The 22478-nt window shown below is 70.6% G+C and carries 22 protein-coding genes; 4 read left to right on the forward strand and 18 right to left on the reverse strand.

What is annotated here, in order from left to right; translation table 11 throughout:
- Positions 1–105: 105 nt before the first annotated feature.
- Positions 106–2541: an aminopeptidase N gene (pepN, locus tag OG303_RS04120; protein ID WP_405864807.1), complete on the forward strand. Its 2436-nt coding sequence runs from the start codon at positions 106–108 to the stop codon at positions 2539–2541.
- Between the two features lie 197 nt (positions 2542–2738).
- Here pepN and OG303_RS04125 read toward each other — a convergent pair whose 3' ends face one another.
- Entirely contained in the window at positions 2739–3410 is a 672-nt protein-coding gene (locus OG303_RS04125) for a TetR/AcrR family transcriptional regulator (RefSeq protein ID WP_405864809.1), read from the reverse strand.
- A 134-nt stretch (positions 3411–3544) separates the two neighbouring features.
- Between OG303_RS04125 and OG303_RS04130 the strand changes: the two genes are divergently transcribed.
- The 3 genes from OG303_RS04130 to OG303_RS04140 are packed head-to-tail and all read left to right on the forward strand — an operon-like array spanning position 3545 to position 6590.
- On the forward strand, positions 3545–4747 hold the full coding sequence (locus OG303_RS04130) for an acyl-CoA dehydrogenase family protein (protein WP_405864811.1): 1203 nt from the start codon (positions 3545–3547) through the stop codon (positions 4745–4747).
- The gene (locus OG303_RS04135; protein WP_405864813.1) at positions 4744–5784 is read left to right on the forward strand and encodes a phosphotransferase family protein; all 1041 of its coding nucleotides are present in this window, start codon (positions 4744–4746) and stop codon (positions 5782–5784) included. The genes OG303_RS04130 and OG303_RS04135 overlap by 4 nt, the downstream gene beginning before the upstream one ends.
- Before the next feature lie 47 nt (positions 5785–5831).
- Positions 5832–6590: an SDR family NAD(P)-dependent oxidoreductase gene (locus OG303_RS04140; protein ID WP_405864815.1), complete on the forward strand. Its 759-nt coding sequence runs from the start codon at positions 5832–5834 to the stop codon at positions 6588–6590.
- A gap of 84 nt (positions 6591–6674) precedes the next feature.
- Here the strand turns inward: OG303_RS04140 and OG303_RS04145 are convergent, their stop codons facing one another.
- From OG303_RS04145 to OG303_RS04225, 17 genes are all read right to left on the reverse strand, one after another.
- The gene (locus tag OG303_RS04145) at positions 6675–7715 is read right to left on the reverse strand and encodes an MBL fold metallo-hydrolase (RefSeq protein WP_405864817.1); all 1041 of its coding nucleotides are present in this window, start codon (positions 7713–7715) and stop codon (positions 6675–6677) included.
- A gap of 95 nt (positions 7716–7810) precedes the next feature.
- Complete coding sequence (locus OG303_RS04150; protein ID WP_405864819.1) at positions 7811–9310, reverse strand: class I adenylate-forming enzyme family protein; 1500 nt, start codon at positions 9308–9310, stop codon at positions 7811–7813.
- A gap of 87 nt (positions 9311–9397) precedes the next feature.
- Positions 9398–9718 (reverse strand): EthD family reductase, encoded by a 321-nt coding sequence (locus OG303_RS04155; RefSeq protein ID WP_405864821.1) that lies wholly within the window; start codon positions 9716–9718, stop codon positions 9398–9400.
- A 30-nt stretch (positions 9719–9748) separates the two neighbouring features.
- Complete coding sequence (locus OG303_RS04160) at positions 9749–10129, reverse strand: hypothetical protein (RefSeq protein ID WP_405864823.1); 381 nt, start codon at positions 10127–10129, stop codon at positions 9749–9751.
- A gap of 10 nt (positions 10130–10139) precedes the next feature.
- The gene (locus OG303_RS04165) at positions 10140–11411 is read right to left on the reverse strand and encodes an FAD-dependent oxidoreductase (RefSeq protein ID WP_405864825.1); all 1272 of its coding nucleotides are present in this window, start codon (positions 11409–11411) and stop codon (positions 10140–10142) included.
- Between the two features lie 4 nt (positions 11412–11415).
- Positions 11416–11775: a nuclear transport factor 2 family protein gene (locus tag OG303_RS04170; RefSeq protein ID WP_405864827.1), complete on the reverse strand. Its 360-nt coding sequence runs from the start codon at positions 11773–11775 to the stop codon at positions 11416–11418.
- 31 nt (positions 11776–11806) lie between these two features.
- Positions 11807–13000, reverse strand: coding sequence for an ABC transporter substrate-binding protein (locus OG303_RS04175; RefSeq protein WP_405864829.1), 1194 nt, complete (start codon positions 12998–13000; stop codon positions 11807–11809).
- A gap of 178 nt (positions 13001–13178) precedes the next feature.
- Complete coding sequence (locus tag OG303_RS04180) at positions 13179–13799, reverse strand: TetR/AcrR family transcriptional regulator (RefSeq protein WP_405864831.1); 621 nt, start codon at positions 13797–13799, stop codon at positions 13179–13181.
- Positions 13800–13880: 81 nt separating this feature from the next.
- Entirely contained in the window at positions 13881–15029 is a 1149-nt protein-coding gene (locus OG303_RS04185) for an acetyl-CoA C-acetyltransferase (RefSeq protein WP_405864833.1), read from the reverse strand.
- 28 nt (positions 15030–15057) lie between these two features.
- Positions 15058–15864: an enoyl-CoA hydratase/isomerase family protein gene (locus OG303_RS04190; RefSeq protein WP_405864835.1), complete on the reverse strand. Its 807-nt coding sequence runs from the start codon at positions 15862–15864 to the stop codon at positions 15058–15060.
- A complete protein-coding gene (locus OG303_RS04195) occupies positions 15849–16634 on the reverse strand; it encodes an SDR family NAD(P)-dependent oxidoreductase (RefSeq protein WP_405864837.1) in 786 nt (261 codons plus the stop codon). The genes OG303_RS04190 and OG303_RS04195 overlap by 16 nt, the downstream gene beginning before the upstream one ends.
- Positions 16631–17410: an SDR family oxidoreductase gene (locus OG303_RS04200; protein WP_405864839.1), complete on the reverse strand. Its 780-nt coding sequence runs from the start codon at positions 17408–17410 to the stop codon at positions 16631–16633. The genes OG303_RS04195 and OG303_RS04200 overlap by 4 nt, the downstream gene beginning before the upstream one ends.
- Positions 17407–18678 carry an acyl-CoA dehydrogenase family protein gene (locus OG303_RS04205; protein ID WP_405864841.1) on the reverse strand — a complete coding sequence of 424 codons (1272 nt, stop codon included), beginning with the start codon at positions 18676–18678 and terminating at the stop codon, positions 17407–17409. Before OG303_RS04205 ends, OG303_RS04200 begins: the two co-directional genes overlap by 4 nt.
- Before the next feature lie 43 nt (positions 18679–18721).
- The gene (locus OG303_RS04210; RefSeq protein ID WP_405864843.1) at positions 18722–19696 is read right to left on the reverse strand and encodes a phosphotransferase family protein; all 975 of its coding nucleotides are present in this window, start codon (positions 19694–19696) and stop codon (positions 18722–18724) included.
- Positions 19693–20895, reverse strand: coding sequence for an acyl-CoA dehydrogenase family protein (locus OG303_RS04215; protein WP_405864845.1), 1203 nt, complete (start codon positions 20893–20895; stop codon positions 19693–19695). Before OG303_RS04215 ends, OG303_RS04210 begins: the two co-directional genes overlap by 4 nt.
- Before the next feature lie 44 nt (positions 20896–20939).
- Complete coding sequence (locus tag OG303_RS04220) at positions 20940–22085, reverse strand: thiolase family protein (RefSeq protein WP_405864847.1); 1146 nt, start codon at positions 22083–22085, stop codon at positions 20940–20942.
- The gene (locus tag OG303_RS04225) at positions 22082–22474 is read right to left on the reverse strand and encodes a Zn-ribbon domain-containing OB-fold protein (RefSeq protein ID WP_405864849.1); all 393 of its coding nucleotides are present in this window, start codon (positions 22472–22474) and stop codon (positions 22082–22084) included. Before OG303_RS04225 ends, OG303_RS04220 begins: the two co-directional genes overlap by 4 nt.
- Between the last annotated feature and the right edge of the window lie 4 nt (positions 22475–22478).

Here is a 22478-nt window from a genome sequence, read left to right on the forward strand (position 1 = left end):
CCGCCCACGCCGCAAGCCAACGCCCCTTCGACACGCCAAAAACCACTGCGCCCACCACCGCCCTCCGGCATACGCTGACGCCCGCTGTCTGCCGAGGGAGGACACATGGGGATCCGAAGCCTGACCCGTACCGAAGCCGAGCGCCGGGCCGCGCTGTTGACCGTCGAGCGGTACGACGTGGACGTCGACCTCACGGCGCTGACCGACGGACCCGAGGTCCGCTGCGTGTCCACCGTGACGTTCACCTGCCGCGAACCGGGCGCAGAGACGTTCGTCGACTGCGCGGCACAGGTACGAAACGCCACTCTGAACGGCACCGCACTCACTCCCACCGGTGACGGCCGTATCCCCCTGCCCGCGCTGGCCGAGCACAACGTGCTGCGCGTGGAAAGCGTCCAGGCCGACACGGCCACGGGCGAGGGCGTACACAAGGCGGTCGACCATGCGGACGGCGAGGTGTACGTGTGGATGAGTTTCGAACCGGACGAGGCCCGGTTCGTCTGGGCGTGCTTCGACCAACCCGATCTCAGGGCCCCGCACGCCTTCACCGTCACGGCCCCGCCCACCTGGACCGTCACCAGCAACTCGGGCGACCCTCGCATCGAGAACCTGGACTCGGCCCGCCGCTGGTCCTTCCCGGGCACCCCGTCCCTGGCCGTGTACAACACCGTCATCAACGCGGGTCCCTTCCACGAGATCCGCCGCGAGGCCGACGGCCACGACCTCGGCCTCTTCGCCCGACGCTCCCTCGCCGACGTCCTCGACCGCGACGCCGACGAGATCTTCACGCTCACCCGCCAGGGCCTCGCCTTCTTCGGCGAGGCCTTCGCCATGCCGTTCCCGCAGCGCAAGTACGACCAGGTGTTCATGCCCGAGTTCGGCGGGGCGATGGAGAACTACGGCTGTGTGACGTGGTCGGACGGGTTCCTGCGGCGGGCCACGCCCACGCCCGCCGAGCGGGAGCTTTTCGCCAAGATTCTGCTGCACGAGATGGCGCACATGTGGTTCGGCAACATCGTCACCATGCGTTGGTGGGACGACCTCTGGCTGAACGAGGCGTTCGCGGAGTTCGCCTGCCACTGGGCCGCCGAGCGCGCCACCCGGTACACCGACGCGTGGGCGGGCCACCTGGTGGGCGACAAGCTCAAGGCGTACCTGGCCGACCAGGGCCCGGTCTCCCACCCGATCCACCAGCCCATCCACGACGTGGCCCAGGCCGCGTCGATCTTCGACAACATCACGTATCCCAAGGGCGCTTCCGTCCTCCAGCAGCTCATGACGTATGTCGGAGAAGAGCAGTTCAGGGCCGGCATGACCGCCTACTTCGCCCGCCACGCGTGGGGCAACACCACGCTCCAGGACCTGATCGACGCACTTTCCGAGGCCAGTGGACGCGACCTGGCCACCTGGCGCACGGCCTGGCTCGCGACGGCGGGCACTGACCGCTTCTCACTGGAGCGCGACGGCGAGACGGTCACACTGGTGGCCGCCGACACCCCACGCCCACAGGTGCTTGCGGTGGGCGCGTACGACCGGCACGGCGAAGCACTGGAACGCAGCGCGCTGGTACGCGTCGAGGTGACGCAGACCCGTACCGCGGTCACGGGCCTCCCACCCGCGGCCGACGTCCTGCTGATCAACGACGACGACCTGACCTTCGCCACGACCCGCCCGGACGCCACGGCCAGGAACGCCCTCTTCCGTGCCGCGGCGCAACTGCCCACGGCGATCTCCCGGGGCGTGGCCGCGGCCACCGTGTGGGACATGCTGACGACGGGTGAGGCCTCGGCGGCCGAAGCCGGACAGTGCATCACCGCGGTTCTGACGGCCGAGTCGTCCGACGCCGTGATCGAGCCCTATCTGACGCTCGCCGCCAACATCGCCGAACTGTGGGCTCCGCCCGGCGAACGCGCCGCGCTGACGGCGGCGGTGGCCAGGGTATGTCGGGACCTCGCCGCGGACCCCGGGCGCCGCCAGGTCGCCCTGCGCGGTCTGGCCCGTACCGCGACGACCGCGGACGACCGGGCCTGGCTGCGCGAACAGGCGGGCGACGACGTGGACTTGCTCTGGCGCGGGCTGGTCCGCGAGGCGGAACTGGGCCAGGACGTCGCCCGCGAAGCCACCCTCCTGCTGGAACGCGACCCGGACCCCGACGCCTGGATCCGCGCCCTCACCGTACGAGCCGCCCTGCCCGACCCCGCCACGAAGGCGGAGGTGTGGCAGCAGCTCGCCGTCGACCGCGCCGTCCCCGTCCACGCGGTCGGCCAGGTGGCGGCAGCCTTCTGGCGCCCCGGCCAGGACGCCCTCCTGACCCCCTACGCCCAGCACTACCTGAAGGCGATCCCCCACCTGCACCAGGGGGGAATGATCCCGGCGATGGTCTTCACCAGCCACCTCTTCCCACCCCACGCCATCGACCCGGCCTACATCGAAACCGCCCAGCACACGTCCGACAAGGCAGCCCCCGTCGTCCGCACCACGCTTCTCGAACGATCGGACACGGTCCGGCGCATGCTCCGCTCCCGAACGCACGGGGCCTGACCGGCCCAGGTCCCAGCCGCCGGTCGCACGGGCGGTGCGTCCCTCGCCGGGCCCCGCCCTGGCATCGCACAGGGTGTGCCATTTCCTGCGAACTGCCAGAGGTGGGGCGGGAACCGACCCGACGCTCACCGCCCCGGCGACGCTGCGTCCTTCAACCGGCCCACCCCGCGCAGCTGAGCGGCTCCCGCCGTTCGGATCTACTCCGGTGCGCCTGCGGCGTGTGTCCCTCCCCGCGGCTGCGCTCCCACGATGCGCAGGGCGATGTCGCCGTACTGGTAGGCGAGTTGGTCGACGGAGAACTCGCCGCCCTCGTGGAACCAGCTGGACACGCCGATACCCATGTCGAGGATCGAGTACGAGGCGATTCTGGCCGACTGCACGCGGAAGGCACCCTCGGTGATGCCTCGCTCGATGAGTTCGCGGAAGCGCCGCTCGTAGTCGCTGCGGCCACTCAACACCCGTTGCTGGTCGGGCAGTTCCAGGCTGCCGATCTCACGATTGCCGACGAAGGCCTCCAGGCGGTGCCGGGCGTGGTAGCGGATGTGTGCTTCCACGGAGCGGCGCAACTGTTCCCGCACCTGGTCGGTGCCCGCGACGGCCGCGATGTTGTCGGCGATGAGCTGCTCCATCGTGCCGATCATGATCTCGGCCAGCAACTCGTGCTTGGACGCGACGTGTTTGTAGAGGCTCGGACCACGGATGCCGACGGCCGCTCCGATATCGGTCATGGTGGTGGACCGGTAGCCCTGTTCGGCGAACAGGCGCAGCGCGGCCTGCCGAATCGCCGAGCGGCGGTCGGCCATGGGCACGCCCTCCAGACGTGCGGGCCGGTGCGGCCGCTCGTACGGCCCCCCTGGTGCTGAGCTCACCCGAACTCCCGAAGCTATTACTGGTTACCCGATGACTTGATCACTTGAGCTGCCACTATAGCTCGCTCTCTTGACACACGAGGAGCCTTTCCCTTCTGATGGCTAATGGTCAGTAGCCAAGCTCGGGAGTGGACGTGTCCATCGGGTTCGAGATCGACAAGACGGTCGCCGACATCGCGCGGCGCACTACCGAGTTCGTACGGGATGTGGTGATACCCGAGGAGCAGGCGTGCGACGGAGACGTGCACGCCGGACCGGAGCCGCTGCGTCGCCGACTGCAGGACGCGGCCCGAGGGGCGGGCCTGTTCGCTCCGCATGTCGGCACCGAGTGGGGTGGCCTCGGGCTGGACATGTGCGGGCAGGCAGTGGTGTTCGAAGCGGCCGGCTACTCGCTGCTGGGACCGCTCGCGCTCAACTGCGCTGCACCCGACGAGGGCAACATGCACCTCCTCGAAGTGGTGGCCACCGAGTTGCAGAAGGAGCGCTGTCTGCGCCCGCTGGCCGCCGGCGAGGTGCGCTCCTGCTTCGCGATGACCGAGCCGGCCCCGGGCGCCGGATCCGACCCCCGGGCACTCGCCACGACCGCGACGAGGACCGACGGCGGCTGGCGGATCGACGGCCGCAAGTGGTTCATCAGCGGCGCGGACGGGGCCGCCTTCGCCATCTGCATGGCCCGTACCGGCGGCAGCCCCGGAGACCCGGGCGGCGCGACCATGTTCCTCGTCGACGCGGACAACCCGGGCATGAAGATCGTCCGGAACATCGACACGCTGGATCACGGTCTGTTCGGCGGGCACAGCGAGGTTGTCTTCGAGGGCTGCGAGGTCGGCGACGAAGCCGTGCTGGGCCGGGTGGACGAGGGTTTCGCCTACGCGCAGGTGCGTCTGGGGCCCGCGCGGATGACTCACTGCATGCGCTGGCTCGGCGTGGCGCGGCGGGCTCAGGACATCGCCCTCGAGCGTGCGGCGGGGCGTTCGGCCTTCGGTAGGCCGCTGGCCGAACTCGGCATGGTGCAACAGCTGTTGGCCGACTCGGAGATCGACATCGAGACCAGCCGGGCAGTGCTGTGGCGCGCCTGCTGGGAGCTGGACCAGGGCCGCTCGGCCGCGCAGCACACCTCGATCGCCAAGACGTACGTCTCCGAGGCGGTCAACCGCGTGGTCGACCGGGCCGTGCAGGTGTGCGGCGCGCTCGGCATCTCGGGCGACGCCCCGCTGTCGCGGCTGTACCGGGAGGTGCGTCCCTTCCGCATCTACGACGGGCCCTCCGAGACCCACCGCTGGGCCATCGCCAAGCGCGCGGTACGGGCGGCACGGGAGCGGGTGGCCGCACAGTGACCGCATCCGAAGCGGCCTTCGACGCGACGTTGCTCGGCGTCGACGTGCCCGCACTCCAGCGCTACTTCGAACGCCATGTCCCGGACGTCGCGGGGCCGTTGAGGATCGGGCTGTTGCAGGGCGGGCGCTCCAATCTCACGTACGAGGTGACCGACGGGACACACCGGTGGGTGCTGCGCAGGCCGCCGCTGGGGGTGCTGACACCCACCGCGCACGACATGGACCGCGAGTTCCGCGTCGTCGCCGCGCTCGGCGGCACCGGTGTGCCGGTCGCCCGGGCGGTGCTGTCCTGTACGGACGCGGAGGTCATCGGGGCGCCGTTCAGCGTCGTCGACTTCGTGGACGGTGTGGTGCTGCGTGACGGCGACGACGCCGCCGGGCTGCCACGCCTCGAAGCGCGTCGCGCCGCCGAGGCACTCGTGGACGCCCTGGTGGCGCTGCACTCGGTCGACGCCGATGACGTCGGGCTCGGCGACTTCGGCCGGCCGCACGGCTATCTGGAACGTCAGGTCCGACGCTGGCGCGGGCAGTGGGACAAGGTCGCCACCCGTACGCTGCCCGACCTCGACGAGTTGTACGGCCGACTGGCCCGCTCCCTTCCGACGAGCGGCGCCCCTGCCCTCGTGCACGGCGACTACCGCCTCGACAACACCATCCTGCGAACCGGTGACTTCGGGCGCATCGCGGCGATCGTCGACTGGGAGATGGCCACACTCGGTGATCCGCTGGCCGACCTCGGAATGCTCCTCATGTACTGGGATCCGACCTGCGAACCGGTCCTCGGAGCGCGCCACGTCCCGACGGCCAACCCGGGCTTTCCCACAGGCCGCGAACTGGCCGAGCGATACGCCGACGAGTCCGGCCGCGACATCAACGCCCTGCCGTACTACCAGGCGTTGGCCTGCTTCAAGCTCGCCGTCATCGCGGAGGGCATCCATGCCCGCTTTCTCGCAGGCCAGACCGTGGGTACCGGCTTCGAGCGGGTGGGCTCCGCGGTTCCCGCACTGCTGCGCTCGGGACTGGAGCTACTGCCGTGACCACTGACGCGCACACCGCAGGAAACGAAGCAGACGAAGGAGAAGCCGTGCGCCAACCACTGTCCGGACAGATCGCCTTGATCACCGGTGCGACCGGCGGCATCGGCGATGCCGTCTCGCGGCGGCTGGCCGCCGAGGGGGCCACCGTGGTGGTCACCGACGTGGACGCCGGCCGCTGCGAGGAACTGGCGAAACAACTGACGGCCGACGGAGCCCGAGCGCTCGGCCTCGCGCTGGACGTCAGCGATGAGGACGCGTGGCGCGCCGTCGTCGAGCAGGTGGTCGCCGAGCTCGGCGGCCTGACCGTGGTCGTCAACAACGCCGGGATCGCCGAGATGCGCACGGTGGAGACGGAGACGCAGGAGTCCTGGGACAAGGTCATCGCCGTCACCCAGGGCGGGGTCTGGCTCGGTATGAAACACGGCGGACCCGCGATCGAGCGGTCCGGGGGCGGTTCGATCGTCAACATCGCGTCGATCTTCGGCACCGTCGGCGGCTTCGGCAGCCAGTTCTCCTACCACGCCGCCAAGGGCGCGGTGCGGCTGATGACGAAGAACGCGGCCCTGCACTGGGCCACACGCGGCGTGCGCGTCAACTCGATCCACCCCGGCTTCATCGAGACACCCCTCTCCCGCGAACTGTGGCGGGGCACGCCCCGGCACACCGCGATGGTCGAGGGCACCCCCATGGGACGGCTCGGCAGGCCCGAAGAGGTCGCGGGGGCGGTGGCGTTCCTCGCTTCCCAGGACGCGAGCTTCGTCACCGGATCCGAGCTGTACGTCGACGGCGGTTGGACGGCGCGGTGACAGGAGGAGGGGGCGCGGCAACGGCCGTGCCCCCTCCTCCTGTTGTGCCTGAGACCTGTGACCGCACCCGCGTGTTGTGACGTGTCACCGCACCCGCGTGTACTGGTTCACCCCGTCCACGAACCTCACCGTCGCCCGCTCGCGCAGCACCAGGACGTCCAGGTGCGCCGCCGTCTCATTGACCGCCAACATCTGGTTGAACTCGCTGAGTTCGCCGAACGGCACCTCCCTGCGCGTCCAGCCCAGTTTGCGCGCGACCGCATGGGCGTCGAGGGTGGCCTCGCCCAGCGCCGTCAGGCTCTTGGCCAGCCGGTTGTCGTGGTGGGTGAGCAGCTCGGCGACGCGGGTGTGGGCACTGTCCGCGACCGGCCCGTGCGCGGGCAGCAGCCGGGTGTCGGCGTAACGGGTCATCATCCGCAGCGAGTCCAGGTAGTCGGCGAGCGGCCGGCTGTCCTCTTCGGCCAGTTCGAAGCCGATGGACGGCGTGATGTGCGGCAGGACGTGGTCCCCGGAGATCAGCAGGCCGCGCTGTTCGTCCAGATAGACCACATGTCCCTTGGTGTGCCCGGGAGTTGGTACGACGTGCAGCTCACGGTCGCCGAAGCTCAGGGTTTCCGCGCCGAGCCAGCGGTCGGGAGCCTCCCACACGCTCGGGTCGTAGCCGCCGTGGTCCATGGCCTGGATGCGGTCGGCCAGTTCGACCGCGCCCGCGCGCCGCAGCGTCTCCAGCGAGCCGGCGGGTTCGTCGCTGCGCAGCCGGTTGAGCATCTCCAGGCCGGGCCGCTCCCCCGCCCCCAGGTAGACACGGGAGCCCAACAGCCGACGCAGCTCCACCGCGTTGGTGTAGTGGTCGCGGTGGATGTGCGTGACCAGGATGTGGCTGATGTCGCCGAGGTCGCGGCCGATGGCGGCCATCGCTTCCTCAAGTGCCTTGCGGGCCTCGGGGATTGCCCAGCCGCCGTCGATCATGACGATGCCGTCGTCGTCCGCGAGGTTCTCCAACAGATACACATTGACGGCGTGCAACCCGTCGTTGGGCAGGGGCAGGGGGACGCGGTGCACTCCGGGCTGAACCGTCTGGACTCCGGCTGCGGCCCACGGGCCCTGGTCGAACCGCGCTGTCATGACTCTCCCTTGCTGGCTTACTGGTCTGCTTGTGTCGGTCGGGCCAGGGCGGGGCGGGCACACGTGCGGGTGCCCGCCCCGGCTGTGCCCTGGAGTCAGGTCGAGTCGGGTGTTCGCCCGCGCAGCCGGTGGACCAGTGCGCGAGCTCCCGACCGGTCGAGCTTGCCGACCTTCGTCTGGGGCAACTCCTCGACGGCGTACACGAATTCGGGCCATTTGCTCTTCGACAGCCCGACGCTCTCCAGGTGCCCGGTCACCTCGGTCAGGTCGATGCCGCCGCCGTCCTCGGTGACGACGAGCAACGCCACCCGCTCGCCCAGCACCTCGTCCGGAGCGGCCGCGACGCATGCCCTGGCCACGCGCGGGTAGCTGGCGACGGCCCGTTCGATCTCGGTGATGTCGATGTTGCGGCCGCCGCGGATGATGATGTCCTTCTCGCGGCCCATGATGCTGACGGTGCCGTCCTGGTGGGTCATCAGCAGGTCACCGGTGGCGAAGTAGCCGTCCGCGGTCAGCTGCGGCGGTTCGACTGCGCCGGCGCGGGCGTAGCCCACGAAGAGTGAGGGACCGCGTACCTGCGCCGGTCCGGTGACGCCCGGTCCCGCTTCGCTGCCGTCGGGGGTGAGGGCGCGCAACTCCGTTCCGGGGAAGGGTCGTCCGTCCCTGCCGAGCCGGATCTCCTCGGGCTCGTCGGGCCTCGGCGAGGTGTGTCCGAGGCACTCGGACATGCCGAACACACGGAGGATCCTTGTGCCCAGGGACTGTTCGGCGCGGGCGAGAGCGCCACGGTCCATCGGGCCGCCGCCGACGGTGATCGCGCGGACTCCGGCGAGGATGCCGGATCCGGCTGCCTCGGCGCCCATCTGCAGTGCCATCGTCGGTACGCACATGGTCCAGCGGGCCTCGGTCTCGGCCATGCGCCGCAGCGCGACGGCGCGGTCCCACTTGGCCGTCAGGACGAGCGGGCCGCCCAGGAGAAGGGAAAGGTAGACGCCGAAGCAGTATGCGGCCGTCGAGGAGAGCGGCACGATGGCCGCCACCGCGTCGCCGCGGTCCAGGCCGTTGATGTCGATGGTGCTCTGGCCGGCGTAACGCAGGGCTTCCTCGGACTGCACCACTCCCTTGGGCCGCCCGGTCGAACCGGAGGTCAGTCCGATGAGGACACCGCCCGACCAACGCTGCACGTCACGCCGTTCGGGTGCGGCTCGGCAGATCCAGCCGTCGAGCACGGTGTCCGTACGGCCGGGCAGCAGCTCGGGCACCGCCCATTCGTCCCTCGCCGACGGCTCGGCGACGACGACGTCCGGCCGGATGTCCTCGAAGGCCGCGGCGAACTCGGCCCGTGTGGTGTGCCGGTTGACCACCGCGAGGACACCGCCGCGCAGGCCTACGGCGAGGCTGCCGGCGACGGTGCGCCATGAGTTGTCGGCCTGGAGCATGACGGTGCCGCCGCCCCCGTCGGGGAACATCGCCTCGGCGAGCCGGTCCGCCTCGGCCAGCAGGTCACGCGCCGTATGGCTGCCGGCGTCGTCCACGACGGCGACGAAGTCCGCCTGCCCGGCCCTTCGTTGGAACTCCCGCACTACCTCTCGCATGCCTCTTCCTCGCTACGCCTGTGCCGTGCCGAATTCCGCGACGGACCCTTCGATTTCGATGTGCCGAACCTGCGCTCTCGCTGCCACTCAGGCGATGAACATCTCCGCCTCATACCCCATCACCGCGATGCGGCGGCCCTTCATGTCCCCGACCTGTGCCACCGCCTCCGCCCACTCCTGGCTCGCGAGAGCCGCCTTGACGGCCTCGGGAGAGTCGAAGCTGAGCACGGAGAGCCCGTCCCAGCCCTCGGACCGGGGCTCCAGGGCCTGGTCGATCTCGGTGTGCCGCCAGGCGCGGAGGCCGGGGAGCCGGTAGGTCAGTTCGGCGTGGTCGCCGCGCCACCAGGCGATGAACCGCTCGTGCGTCCACTCCGGGGGCCGTGCGGCCAGCAGGACCAGGTTGTACATGGCTGTTCTCCATGGGTGTCCGGTGGGTGTTCAGTTGAAGCGGATCTCCGACGACCGTCCGATGAGCAGACGCTGCAGTCGGCCGTGCGCGTCCACTCGCCCGGCGGCCACGAAGCTCGCCTCGGGCACGCCCGAGCGCCGCACCTCACCGAGGAAGAGTTCGTCCTGGCCGAGGGTGGTCGCGGACAGCATGTGGTGGGTGCGCGTGCCCTTCTCGCGCTGTTCGAGGTAGCCGACCAGCGCGGCCCGGTCCCCGGAGAAGTCGGTGGCGTTGCCGTCGCCGGTGGAGAAAAGGATGGAGAGCGAGAAGTCGTCGCTGATCAGGTCGAGGATTCTGGACGGTTCGTCGCCGTCGAGGATCTCGAACCAGGCGATGAGGAACGGGGCGGGTGCGGTGGATGTGTCGGTCATGTCGGCTCCCTTACACGCTGAGTGTGGTGGTCGCGGCGAGTCGCCCGGCCCGGCGGCCCGAGACGACGGCCAGGCAGAGGCCGCCGCCGTATCCCTCGTGGTAGGCGTCGCCCATGTCGGCACCCGCGGCATACAGTCCCGCGATCGGCTCCCCGGAGGCGTCTACGACACTGCCCCGGTCGTCTACCTGGATGCCGCCGAAGGTGAAGGTGACGGCGGGGACGACGTCCGCGGCGAAGACGCGGCCGTGGCCGAGGCGGGAACGTGTCGCGTCGTCCAGGTCGGGGGCCTCGTATCCCCATTCCCGCACTGCGGGCAGCAGCGAGTCGAGGTCGTGGGCGACGGTGGCCCGGCCGCCGCGGTCCCGGCTGAACGCCCAGCGGTCCAGGCGCGGGGTGCCGGGCACGAACGGCGCCTGCGCGGCGTCCTGTTGGACGAGTTCCGACCAGAGCAGCAGGGCTCGTCCGCCGTGGGCGGCCAAGGCCATCGCGTTGTTGTGGTCGCCGCGGCGCTCGTCGGTGAACCGGCGTCCCGAGCGGTCGAGCAGTACGCCGAGGCCGCTGTGGTAGAGCGCGAAGGTGATGAAGTCCACGTGGGAGAGGGACTGGACGCCGGATGCGAAGAGGTGGCCGTAGAAGCCGGTGTTCGCGGTGTTGGCGGACCCTCCCAGACTCTCGGCGAGTGCCACGCCCGTGCCGCGGGAGTGCGGGTTTCCGCGCAGTGGTGGCACGAAGCCCCCGCCGACGAGCGAGGCGCGCACCTGTGGGTCGGCCTGCCGGCCGCCGGTGGCCAGTACGACGGAGGTGCTGGTGATCCGTAGAGCGCCGTCCGGTGTCGTCGCGCTCGTCACGTAGCCGGTGCCGGTCCGTGTGATGTCGTCCGTGTGCGCTTCGGCGACGACCCGGCCGCCGGTGGCCGTCACTTCTCGTACGAGATGGGCGATGATCACGGGCATGTCGAACTTGTGGCCGCGTCCGGCGAGTGCCCGCTCCTCGTCGGTGAGCGGTGGCACGAAGCCGGTGAGCCAGTCGATGGCGTCGCGATAGCCGTCGACGACGAGCTGCCCGTGGCGCTGGAAGCGGCCCGGGTCCTCCTCGCGCAGTCGTTCGGAGTTCTCGATGGCCCAGACGTATCCGCCGGAGATCGCGGCCGATCCGCCGACCGTCGGGGCGGGCTCCAGGACGATCACCGAGGCGCCTTTCGCCGCTGCCGTGGCGGCCGCGCTCAGCCCCGCGAGCCCGGCGCCCAGCACGACGATGTCCGCCTGCGTCTCTACCGTCATGGCATCAGTCCTGCCGGTCGATGAGGTCGTACGTCGTGGAGAAGTACGACTGGTAGCGGGCCATCCGGCCGTCGGGGGTGACGACGGCGGCGGACAGGAAAGACCCGACGGTCTTCCCCGACTCGGTCACCACCCCGTACACGGTCTCCAGATCACGGTCGGAGCTGGAGCGGAGGATTTCGTGCGCCCTGTCGACCGCGTTGCGGCCCGCGATGTACGCGGCGAAGTCGTCCTTGGAGCGCCCCGTCGCCTCGCCACCCGGCAGGGCGATGAGGTAGCGGAAGTCCGGTTCGAGCAGTTCGAGAGCCTGCTCGGGGTGATCGCTGTCCATGCGTGCCATGTAGGCGCGCAACACGCCGGCCATAAGTGATCCTCTCGCTGTTCGGTGGGGGATGTCAGTCGCGGACGGGCGGGGTGAAGAAGTCGCCCTGCGACTCCCAGCGGCCGTCCCTGACGACGACCTTCTGTACGTCGCGGGTGCCGAGGTGGTTGTCCTTGGAGTAGTTCAGGACCGGCCCGACGCCGGTGTCGACCGCCTTGGCCCTCTCGTACGCGGCTGTCAGTGCCTGGGAGGTGACCGGTCCGTCGATGGTCCTGGCGATCTCCACGAAGGCCTTCGCCGCGGCCCAGCCCCACAGGGTGATGAAGTCGGCCGGTTGTCCGCGCTCGTACTTCGCCATCGCCGTGCGGAACTCCTTGATCGCCGGGTCGTCGTCGTTCGGCGACTTGACCAGCTGTACGGCCTTGACGCCTTCGGCCGCCTTGCCGGCGAGCGTGAGTGTGGACTGTGCCGCCACCGGTGCGTAGCCGTACACGGGGGTCGACAGGCCCTGCAGTTTGGCTTCCTTGAGGTAGGACGCGGCCTCGGCGGAGGCGAGGATCAGGACGACGGCGTCGGGCTTCGCCGCCTTCACCTTGCTGATGACCGGGCTGTAGTCGGTGGTCTGGAACTTGACCGAGAGTCGCTTCACCCGGACCGACGGATCGGTCTTGTGGGCCGCGGGGGCGATGTCCTTGGCGACGTTCACGAACGCCGCCGGGTCGCTGTGCACGACGAGTACCTTCTTCGCTCCGTCGCGCACCACCCATTGGCCGAGCGCGGCCGCCTGGTCCTCGTAGAGGGTCTGCAGCCCGAACAGTCCGTCGCGGGGCGGCTGGTACCAGGTCGCGTCCCCGCCGAGCGGGTTGAGAACCGGGACCTTCCGCTGCTCCAGGACGAAGGGGAAGGTGGCCTGGGACTGGGCGGTGCCGTTCGCCCCGACGATCGCCACGACCCCGTCCTGGTCCACGAGGCGGCGGGCCACCTGGACGGTCTGCTGCGGATCGAAGGCGTTGTCCTTGACGATCCAGTCGATCTTGCGGCCGTTGATCCCGCCGCTTGCGTTGACCGACTTGAAGTACGCGTCGGCGCCGGCCCTCTCGGGGATGCCGAAGGAAGCCACGGCGCCCGTGAGCGGGAACCAGGCACCGATCCTGATGACCTTGTCGTTCCCTGCCGCCGAAGGGCCTCCGGTGCCGCAGGCGCTCACGACGAGGGCGAGCAGGGCGGCGGCTGCGGCGATGAGCGAGCGTGTCGTGCGTCGTCGCAAGACCCCTCCTCAGATCAACCTGAGTTCAGTTCAGTTCAGTTCCGATGGTAATCCGCGGGAAACACGCCTGGCAATGGCCGGTCATGAAACCGATCACCGCGACACCGGCACGGGGACACAGCGCGGCCCCTGACGGGTCCTCCGTCAGGGGCCGCGAAGAGCGGGAGCCGGCCGCGCGTCAGGTAGCCACCATCCGCACGCAGGCACCCTCGATCAGCTCGCTGATCTCCGACAGCGGCGTCGGCCCCGACGGCCGGTACCACCGCCACACGCTGACAATCAGACCGAGCACGCTCGCCCCTAGCAACTGCGCGTCCCGCAGCGGGAAGGCGCCCTGCGCCATGCCCTTGACCAGCAGGTTCATCCAGTCCCGCTCGACGACCTGGACCAACTGGCGCGCCGCGACGCGCTCCGCCTCCTCGCGCTTGGACCCGCGCGAGCCGGACAGCAGGTCCATGTGGTTCTGCAGGATGCGCATCTGCAGGACCTCCTGCGGGGAGACCTCGTACGCCGCGCGGACCGCGGCCCGCAGCGCCTCGACCGGGTCGGCCGCGTCCTTGGTCGCCTCGACGAACCGGTCGTGGGAACGCTCCAGTTCGAGCCGCATGATGGTGAGCAGGCAGTGCGTCTTGGACTCGAAGTAGTGGTAGAGGGCGGTCTGTCCGATGCCGACCCGTTCGGCGACGGTGGACCACTTGGTGGCCTCGAACCCCGTCTCGCCGAAACAGTCCACCGCGGCCGTGAGAATGGCTGCGCGCTTGGACCGCGGTCCCGCCTCCGGTTCAACGATCCTCGTCATACTCCCTCTCCATGGCCGTCACCCACCGTGTCCGTACCCGAGAGTAAACCCAAGTTGAACTCAGCTACCAGCCGGGGCCGGTCACAGGCGCTCGATCACGGTCGCGTTGGCCATGCCGCCGCCTTCGCACATCGTCTGCAGACCGTAACGTCCGCCGGTCCTGCGCAGCTGGTGGACGAGGGTGGTCATCAGTCGCGCTCCGGTGGCACCGAGCGGATGTCCCAGCGCGATCGCGCCGCCGAAGGCGTTGATCCGCTCCGGAACGGCGCCGATCTCCTTCTGCCAGGCGAGGACGACGGACGCGAAGGCCTCGTTGATCTCGACCAGATCGACCTCGTCGATGGACAGGCCTGCCCGGTCGAGGACCTTCTCGGTGGCGGGGATCGGGCCGGTCAGCATGTGGATGGGGTCGGAGCCGACCACGGCCATGGTGTGTACGCGCGCCAGCGGGGTCAGGCCGTGACGGCGTACGGCCTCCTCGGAGGCGATCAGCAGGGCGGCGGCGCCGTCGGAGATCTGGCTGGAAACTGCGGCCGTCAGCCGGCCGCCCTCGGTGAGCGTCTTCAGGCCCGCCATCCTTTCGAGCGTGGTGTCGGCGCGCGGGCCCTCGTCGGCGGTGAGCCCGAAGGACGGCACGATCTCCTCGGCGAAGACGCCGTCGGCCTGCGCGGCAAGGGCCCGCTGGTGGCTGGTGAGGGCGAACCGCTCCATGTCCTCGCGGGAGACGCCCCACTTCTCCGCGATCAGTTCGGCTCCCCGGAACTGCGAGACCTCCTGGTCCCCGAAGTGCTCCTGCCAGCCGGCCCCCCCGAAGGGACTGCCCATGCCGGCCTGTTCACCGACGAACATCGGGCTGGCGATGGGCACCAGGCTCATCACCTCGACACCGCCCGCGACCACCAGGTCGGCGGCGCCGGACCCCACCGCCTGGGCGGCGAAGTGCACGGCCTGCTGGGAGGAACCGCACTGGCGGTCGATGGTGGTGCCGGGCACGTGCTGGGGCAGCCCGGCGGACAGCCACGCGGTGCGGGCGATGTTTCCGGTCTGGGCGCCCATCTGGCTGACGCACCCGAAGTACACGTCGTCCACGGCCCCGGGGTCGGCCCCGGTGCGCTCCAGCAGGGCGCGCAGCACATGGGCGCCGAGATCGGCGGGGTGCACGCCGCTGAGCGTGCCCTTGCGGCGGCCGACGGGGGTTCGGACGGCGCCGACGACGAATGCTTGCGACACGGGGGCTCCCTTGGTTCGAGTGACGGGTTCAAGTCCTGGGCGCGATACGCGAGTAGGCGGGCGCGCGCTTGGCGAGGAACGCGGCGACGCCTTCGCGGCCCGCCTCGGAGGCGGCTGCGGCGGCGAGTGCTCGGGCCTCGCGGTCCAGATGCGCGGAGAGTTCGGAGGTGAGGCCGGCGGCGACGAGCCGGCGGGTGGCGCCGAAGGCGGAGGTGGGGCCCTGACACAGGGTCTCGGCCGTGCGCTCGGCCTCGGCCGCGAGTCGGTCGGGGGCGACGACCCGGCTCACCAGTCCCAGTACGGCGGCCTCCGTCGCCGGGACCCTGCGGTTCGTCAACAGCAGATCCAGCGCCCGCTTGGGGCCGATGAGGCGCGGCAGCGACCAGCTCACTCCGGCGTCCGGCGAGTAGCCGATGCCGGTGTAGGCGGCGGTGAACACGGCGTTGTCGGCAGCAAGGGTCACATCGGCGGCCGCGGCCAGGCCGATGCCCGCGCCCGCTACCGCTCCCTGGACGGCGGCGACCATGGGCGCGTCGGTCGCGGCGAATGTGCGCAGCGCGTCGTGCAGGGCGTCGGTGACGGCGATGAGGTGCTTTTCCAGGGCTTCGCCGGAGAGCCGGGAGAACTCCCTGAGATCGCCGCCGACGCAGAAGGACTTCCCCTCGCCGGTGAGCAGCACGGCCCGTACGGGCTCCCGCTCGCAGGTCCGCGCCGCCTCGAGGAGCCCGCGTGCCGTCTCCAGGTCGATGGCGTTGCCCGCCTCGGCGCGGCGCAGGGTGACGCGGGCGAGGCCGTCGGGCCGGATGTCGGTGTCCACGCTCATCGGGCGGTCCATCCGCCGTCGACGGTCAGGACATGCCCGGTGCAGTACGACGACGCGTCCGAGGCCAGGAACAGCAGGGCGCCGTCGAGTTCGTGGCCGTCGCCGCCGCGGCGCAGCAGGGTGTTGCGTTCGACCCAGTTGCTGGAGCGTTCGTCGGCGAAGAGGTCGGCGGTCATCTCGGTCCGGAACCAGCCCGGGGCGAGTGCGTTGACGCGGGTGCCCTCGCGGCCCCACTGTCCGGCCAACTCGCGGGTCAGGCCGATGAGTCCGGCCTTGGACGCCGAGTAGCTCGCGCCGCCGAGGGGCGCGGCGGAGACCAGGCCGAGGATGGAGGAGACGTTGATGATGCTCCTGCCGCCGGCGGGAGCTCCGGCAGGGACCGGTGCCTCGGCGGTCAGCCGCGCCAGGTGGAACGGAGCGGTGAGATTCAGGCCCAGCACGTCGCCGAAGGCCTCCGGGGACTCGTCCGCCGCACGTGTCTCGCCCGAAGTGGCCGCGTTGTTGACCAGTACGTCGATCCGGCCGGTGCCGCTCAGCGCCGTCTCGGCCAGCCTCGTACGGTCGGCCTCGACCGAGACGTCGCAGGCGACCGGGTGGATACGGGCGTCGGTGCCGGCGAGTTCCTTGAGCCGGTCGATACGGCGTGCGGCGGCGAACACGGTGGCGCCGGCCTGTGCGAGGACGACGGCGAACCGCGCGCCAAGTCCGGCGGAGGCGCCGGTCACGATGGCCGTTCTGCCCTCCAGCGAGAACAGTTCGGCGGCGGAGCGGGGCGTGGTCACTCGTCCACCCCGATCGGCAGGGCGGTCGCGCCGCCGTCGAGGACCAGGGTCTGGCCCGTCATCCAGGAGGAGGCGTCCGAGGCCAGGAAGACGGCCGCATTTGCCACGTCCTCCACCGTGCCCAGGCGCCGCATCGGCAGCTTGGCGGTGAGGATGGGTTCGCGAACCTCCCATACGGCACGGGCCAGTTCGGTCTTGATCAGCCCGGGCGCGATGGCGTTCACCCGCGCGTGCGGCCCGAGTTCGTAGGCGAGCTGCCGGGTCATGTGGAGCATGGCGGCCTTGGTGGCGTTGTAGTAGCCGATGTGCGGATCGACGATCAGGCCGCCCACGGAGGCGATGTTGACGACCGCTCCCCCGTGCTCGGCCATCCAGGCCCGCCAGGCACAGCGGGTCCAGGCGATCATCCCGTACTGGTTGACCCGTACGGTCTTCTCCGCACGCGGCAGGTCCAGATCGAGCAGGTCGCCGTGGTAGGGGTTGGTCGCCGCGTTGTTGACGAGGATGTCGAGGCGCCCGAAGCGGGACATGGTCTCGGCGACGCAGGCCTCGGCCTGGTCGGGTTCGCCGGCGTTGGCCACGACCGTGTGCAGGTCGCCGTCGCCCTTGACGCGCAGCAACTCCTCGCGGGCCTCGGCGAGTCCGGCCGCCTTGCGGGCCGCGATCACCACGTGTGCGCCCGCCGCACGGTAGGCGGTGGCGATACCCAGGCCGATGCCTCGGGATCCGCCGGTGATGACAGCCACCTTGCCATCGAGGGTGTTGGCACTGCTCACGCTGCCCCTGCCTTCGTGTCGGACTTCTTCTCAGACGTCTTCGCGGACTTCTTCTTCTCGGACTTCGTCTTGTACGGGGCGAGTTCCTGGCGGGCCAGGGTGCGCAGATGCACCTCGTCGGGACCGTCGGCGATCTTCAGCGCCCGAGTGATGGAGTAGAGCCGGGCCAGTACGGTGTCGTCGCTGACCCCGGCCGCGCCGTGCGTCTGGACCGCGCGGTCGACGACCTTGTGGGCGACCTCCAGGGCCGCGACCTTGATGGCGGCGACCTCCATGCGGGCGGCGGCGTTGCCGACGGTGTCCATCAGCCAGGCCGACTTGAGGACCAGCAGCCGCAGTTGCTCGATCTCGATACGGCTGCGGGCGATCCACTCCCGCACCACGCCCCGGTCGGCGAGGGGCCCGCCGAAGGCCACGCGCTCGGTGGCGCGCTCGCACATCAACTGCAGGGCGCGCTCGGCGAATCCGACGGCGCGCATCGCGTAGTGCATACGGCCCGGACCAAGCCGCCCCTGGGCGATCGCGAAGCCCTCCCCCTCACCGCCGAGGATGTTCTCCACCGGTACGCGGACGTCCTCGAAGAGCACGTCACCGTGGCCGAGCCGGTCGGTGTAGCCGAACATCGGCAGGTCGCGCAGGATCGTGATGCCCGGGGTGTCCCGGGGGATGAGCAGCATGCTCTGCTGACGGTAGGTGGGCGCGTCCGGGTCGGTCTTGCCCATCAGGATGATCAGCTTGCAGTCGGGGTCGAGGATCCCGGAGGTGTACCACTTGCGGCCGTTGACGACGTAGTGGTCGCCGTCCCGGGTGATGCGGGTACGGATGTTGCGGGCGTCGGAACTCGCGACCTCGGGTTCGGTCATCGCGAAACAGGAGCGGATCTCGGCTTCCAACAGGGGCCGCAGCCAACGCTGTTGCTGTGCGGGTGTGCCGTAGAGGGCGAGCAGTTCCATGTTGCCGGTGTCGGGCGCCGAGCAGTTGAAGACCTCGGGGCCGATGATGGAGCGGCCCGCGAGCTCCATGAGCGGCGCGTATTCGAGGTTGGTGAGTCCCGCACCCCAGTCGCCGTGTGCCATGAAGAGGTTCCACAGGCCCTCGGCGCGGGCCTTCTCCTTCAGCTCCGTCATCACCGGCGGCAGCGCGTGCGGGTCGTCCGCCTCGGCCAGTTGCCGGTCGTAGACGGCTTCCGCGGGGAAGACGTGTTCCTCCATGAACGACCGCATACGGCCTTGGAGTTCACTCGCCCGGGGCGAGAATCCGAAATCCACGATTGCTCCTAAGCAGGGGTGGGACGGCCGCGGTCGGCCTGGATCAGGCGAGGATGTCGCGCGCCGTGCGGATCATCGCGGCGATGGTGGGCGGCAGTCGTTCCTGGTCCGGGTCGTGGTGCTTGCCCTCGCGGTGCCGGCGCAGGTTGTGGCCCATGATCGCGGCCATCTTCATGCGGCCCAGCGCCCGGAACCAGTCCATCGCGGGCAGCGGGGGCCCGCCGTCGCCGTACGCGTCGAGGAGTTCGGCCTCGGTGGGCAGTCCGGGGACCGGGCGCCCCACCTGGGGGAAGTTGTGATGGTCGGCGAAGAGCAGGAACCAGCCGAGGTCGATGCGTGGGTCTGAGACGCTCCAGATCTCCCAGTCGACGACCGCCACCGCGCGCTCACCGACGCACAGCACGTTCCCGAGCCGGAAGTCGCCGTGCAGCAGCACCGGCGGAAGGTCCCCGGGCACGTCGTCGGCAAGGCGCTCGATCAACTCCTCGCCGCCTGGACGCAGTTCCGCCGGGACGGCATGCATGGTGCGGCTCCACCGCTCCAACTCACCGGCCGCGTCGAGCGGTTCCGGGGCGTCGAGACCCGGTGTCCGGACGTCGGTGGCATGCAGACGTCGTAGGACTGCCGCGATCTCCAGCATCCGTGCGCGCGCCGTCGCTGCGGGCAGCTCGGGTTCGTCGAGGACGGGCTCGACGGCCTCCCCGGAGGCGAAGTCCATGGCGAACCAGGCCGGTTGGGTCTCGTCGACGGCGGCGACATCCGGCACCGGCACCGCTGAACCGGCCAGCGCGCCCAGCACACGCGCCTGGCGCAACACGTCGTTGCGTCCGACGGGCCGCTGGCCCGGGGGCACGGCCTTGATGACGTACGTGGCCTCCCCCACCGCGACCGAGTAGGTCAGCCCGGAGTGGCCCCCCGGCAGGATCTTCAACTCCCCGACGGATACGCCCGGATGGAGGCCCGCGAGGCGATCGCGGACCCGCGCCGTCAGCTCCCACACGTCGGTGGCCGTGCTCATCGGACGGGCTCCTTGGGCAGGCCGAGCACGCGCTCGGCGAGGATGTTGTGCTGGATCTCGTCGGTGCCGCCGGCGATGCTGTAGCCGGGCGCGCCGAGCAGGTGCTCGGTCCAGGCGTACGTTCCCCACTCCCCCGTGTCGGCGACCAAGCGCGGGCCGAGCAGTTCCGTCACCAGGTCGCTGGTGCGCCGCATGGTCTCGGTGGCGTACAGCTTGCCGACCGAGGCTTCCGCGCCGGGCTCGCGTCCGGCGACGAGTGCGCCGGTCACCCGTAGTCCGATGAGCCGCTGCACGAGGGCCCGGAGGTAAAGGTCGGCGGCGCGCTGCTGTTCGCCGCCGGTGAGCGGGCGGGGCAGGTTCCTGGCCAGGTCAAGTGCCTTGTCGGCGTTGTCGAGTCCCAGGTTGCCGGAGTCGAGTCGTTCGGCGGCCAGCACGCTGAGCGTGACCCGCCAGCCCTCGCCGACCGGTCCCAGCCGGTCGGTGTCGGGCACCACCACGCCGTCGAGGTAGACCTCGTTGAAGCTGGCGCCGCCGGTCATCTGCTGGATGGGCCGGACGGTCACGCCCGGGGCGTCCATCCGCACCAGGAAGACGGTGATGCCGGCGTGCTTGCGTACGTCGGGATCGGTGCGGCACACCGCGACGCCCCAGGTGGCGACCCCGGCCCCCGAGGTCCACACCTTGTGGCCGTTCAACACCCAGTTGTCGCCGTCCCGTTCCGCCTTGGTGCGTACCGCGGCGAGGTCGGATCCGGCCTCCGTCTCCGAGAACAGCTGGCAGGCCAGTTCGTCGGTGCGCAGCATGGGCCGCAGCCAGCGCAGCTTCTGCTCCTCGGTGCCCCAGATGCGGATCGCGGGCGCGACGAGCTGCTGGGTCACCGGGAAGATCTCGGTGCGGTGCGGTACGTCGAAGGCGGCTTCCTCGGCGCGGTAGAGCTGCTCGTAGTACGCGGGCAGGTCTCGTCCGCCGTACGTGGCCTGCCAGTTGAGGGCGCCCCACCCTGCGTCGTGGCGGGTGCGTTCCCATGCCTGGGTGCGGGCGGTGTGCTCGCGCTCCTGCTGCTCGGTCCAGTTCTCGAACACGGCGACGGAGTCGGAGCCGCTGCCCCACTCCCCGTCGGCGGCGCGCGGCCGGGCGACGGTGGTGAGCCACTGCCGGGCCTGTGCTCGGAACTCCTCGGGTTCCGGGATACCGCTCATTTCTCTTCCTCCACCTCCGTTCAACGGGGCATTCAGCGGGGTCTTCAGCGGGAGAGCACCGTGCAGGCGCTCACGCCCGGGGCGCCGTAGACATGGGTGAAGCCGACCCTGGGTTCGCCGGGGACCTGGCGTTCGCCGGCCCGGCCGCGCAGTTGCTGGACGACCTCGTAGACCTGGCGCAGTCCCGATGCGCCGATGGGTTCGCCGTTGGCGATGCAGCCGCCGTCGGTGTTGACCGGCAGCGCGCCGCCGATCTCGGTGGCTCCCGTGGCGATCAGCCGCTCCTGTTCGCCGTGTTCGCAGAATCCGCACTCGGCCATGTGCATGACCTCGGCGCCGCTCTCGGTGTCCTGCAGCTGGCAGACGTCGATGTCGTCGGGGCCGACGCCGGCCTCCTCGAAGGCGGCGGCCGAGGCGTCGCTGCTGACGCTGGTCAGTTCGCCGCCGGGGATCCAGGGGCTGAACACCTCGAACGAGCCGAAGCGTCGGGTGCGTACGGCCGCCGAGCGCAGGGTGACCGCGGGGCCGTCCAGGGTGCGGGCGGCCTCGGGCGAGCAGAGCACCAGTGCGGCCGCGCCCGCGCCCGGGGAGCAGAACATGAAGCGGGTCAGCGGGTCGCTGACCATGCCGGAGTCGAGGATCTCCGCGGCGGACACCGGTTTGCGACGCCACGCCTCGGGGGTCGACCCACCGTTGCGGTAGGCCTTTTCGGCGACCTGGGCGAGGGTGTTCGGCGTGATCCCGTGGTCGTGCATGTAGCGCTGGATCTTCATCCCGAAGAACTGCGTGGTCACCATCAGCCCGTCGCTGCCGTACTCCTCGCTCAGCCCCCAGTCCTCGGGCCGCGGATCGAAGGCTCCGCGCGGGTGTTTGTCGAAGCCGACGGCGAGGACGACGTCCGCCATGCCGGAGCGGATCGCGTTCACGGCGGAGATCAGTGCGCTGCCGCCGGTCGCGCAGCCGTTCTTGACGTTGACGAACGGCAGCCCGGTCAGGCCGAGTTGGGCCACCAGCGTGTCGGCGAGTCCGGCGCTGTCGCTGCCGCCGAACGCGGCCCGCACCCGCGGCCACTCGATGCCGGCGTCGGCCAGCGCGGCGGTCACCGCGCTCACCGCCAGTTGGCGACCGCTGGCCTCGCTGCGGCCGAACGGGGTCCGTCCGGCGCCGCAGATCAGGACGTCGCCGCTCATGAGCCCTCCTCGTGGTGGGTCGTGGGGCGGGCCCTCGGCACCCCGTCACCGGCGGTCACCGTGAGGGGCATGCCGATGCGGATCCCGGCGAAGTCGTCGGTGTCGTCGACGTCGAGCACCGCCGCCACCCTTACGCCTTCCGGCAGTTCGACGTAGCCGAGCGCGAAGGGCACGAAGCCGTCCGACGGGGCCCGGTACGGCGGCGACTTGGGTGCGTACCGCTGTACCGTCCACGTCCACAGCGTGCCCGCGGCGGACAGGCTCGCCGGGGCGGCCGGCCCCCCGCAGCGCGGGCACGCTTCGTCCGCGGGGTAGACCGTCACCGAGCAGCCGGAGCAGCGTGAACCCTGGAGTCGGGCGGCGGCCGGACTCCGCGGATCGCCGGTCATCCGG

Source organism: Streptomyces sp. NBC_00005 (assembly GCF_045160215.1).
Taxonomy (GTDB): domain Bacteria; phylum Actinomycetota; class Actinomycetes; order Streptomycetales; family Streptomycetaceae; genus Streptomyces.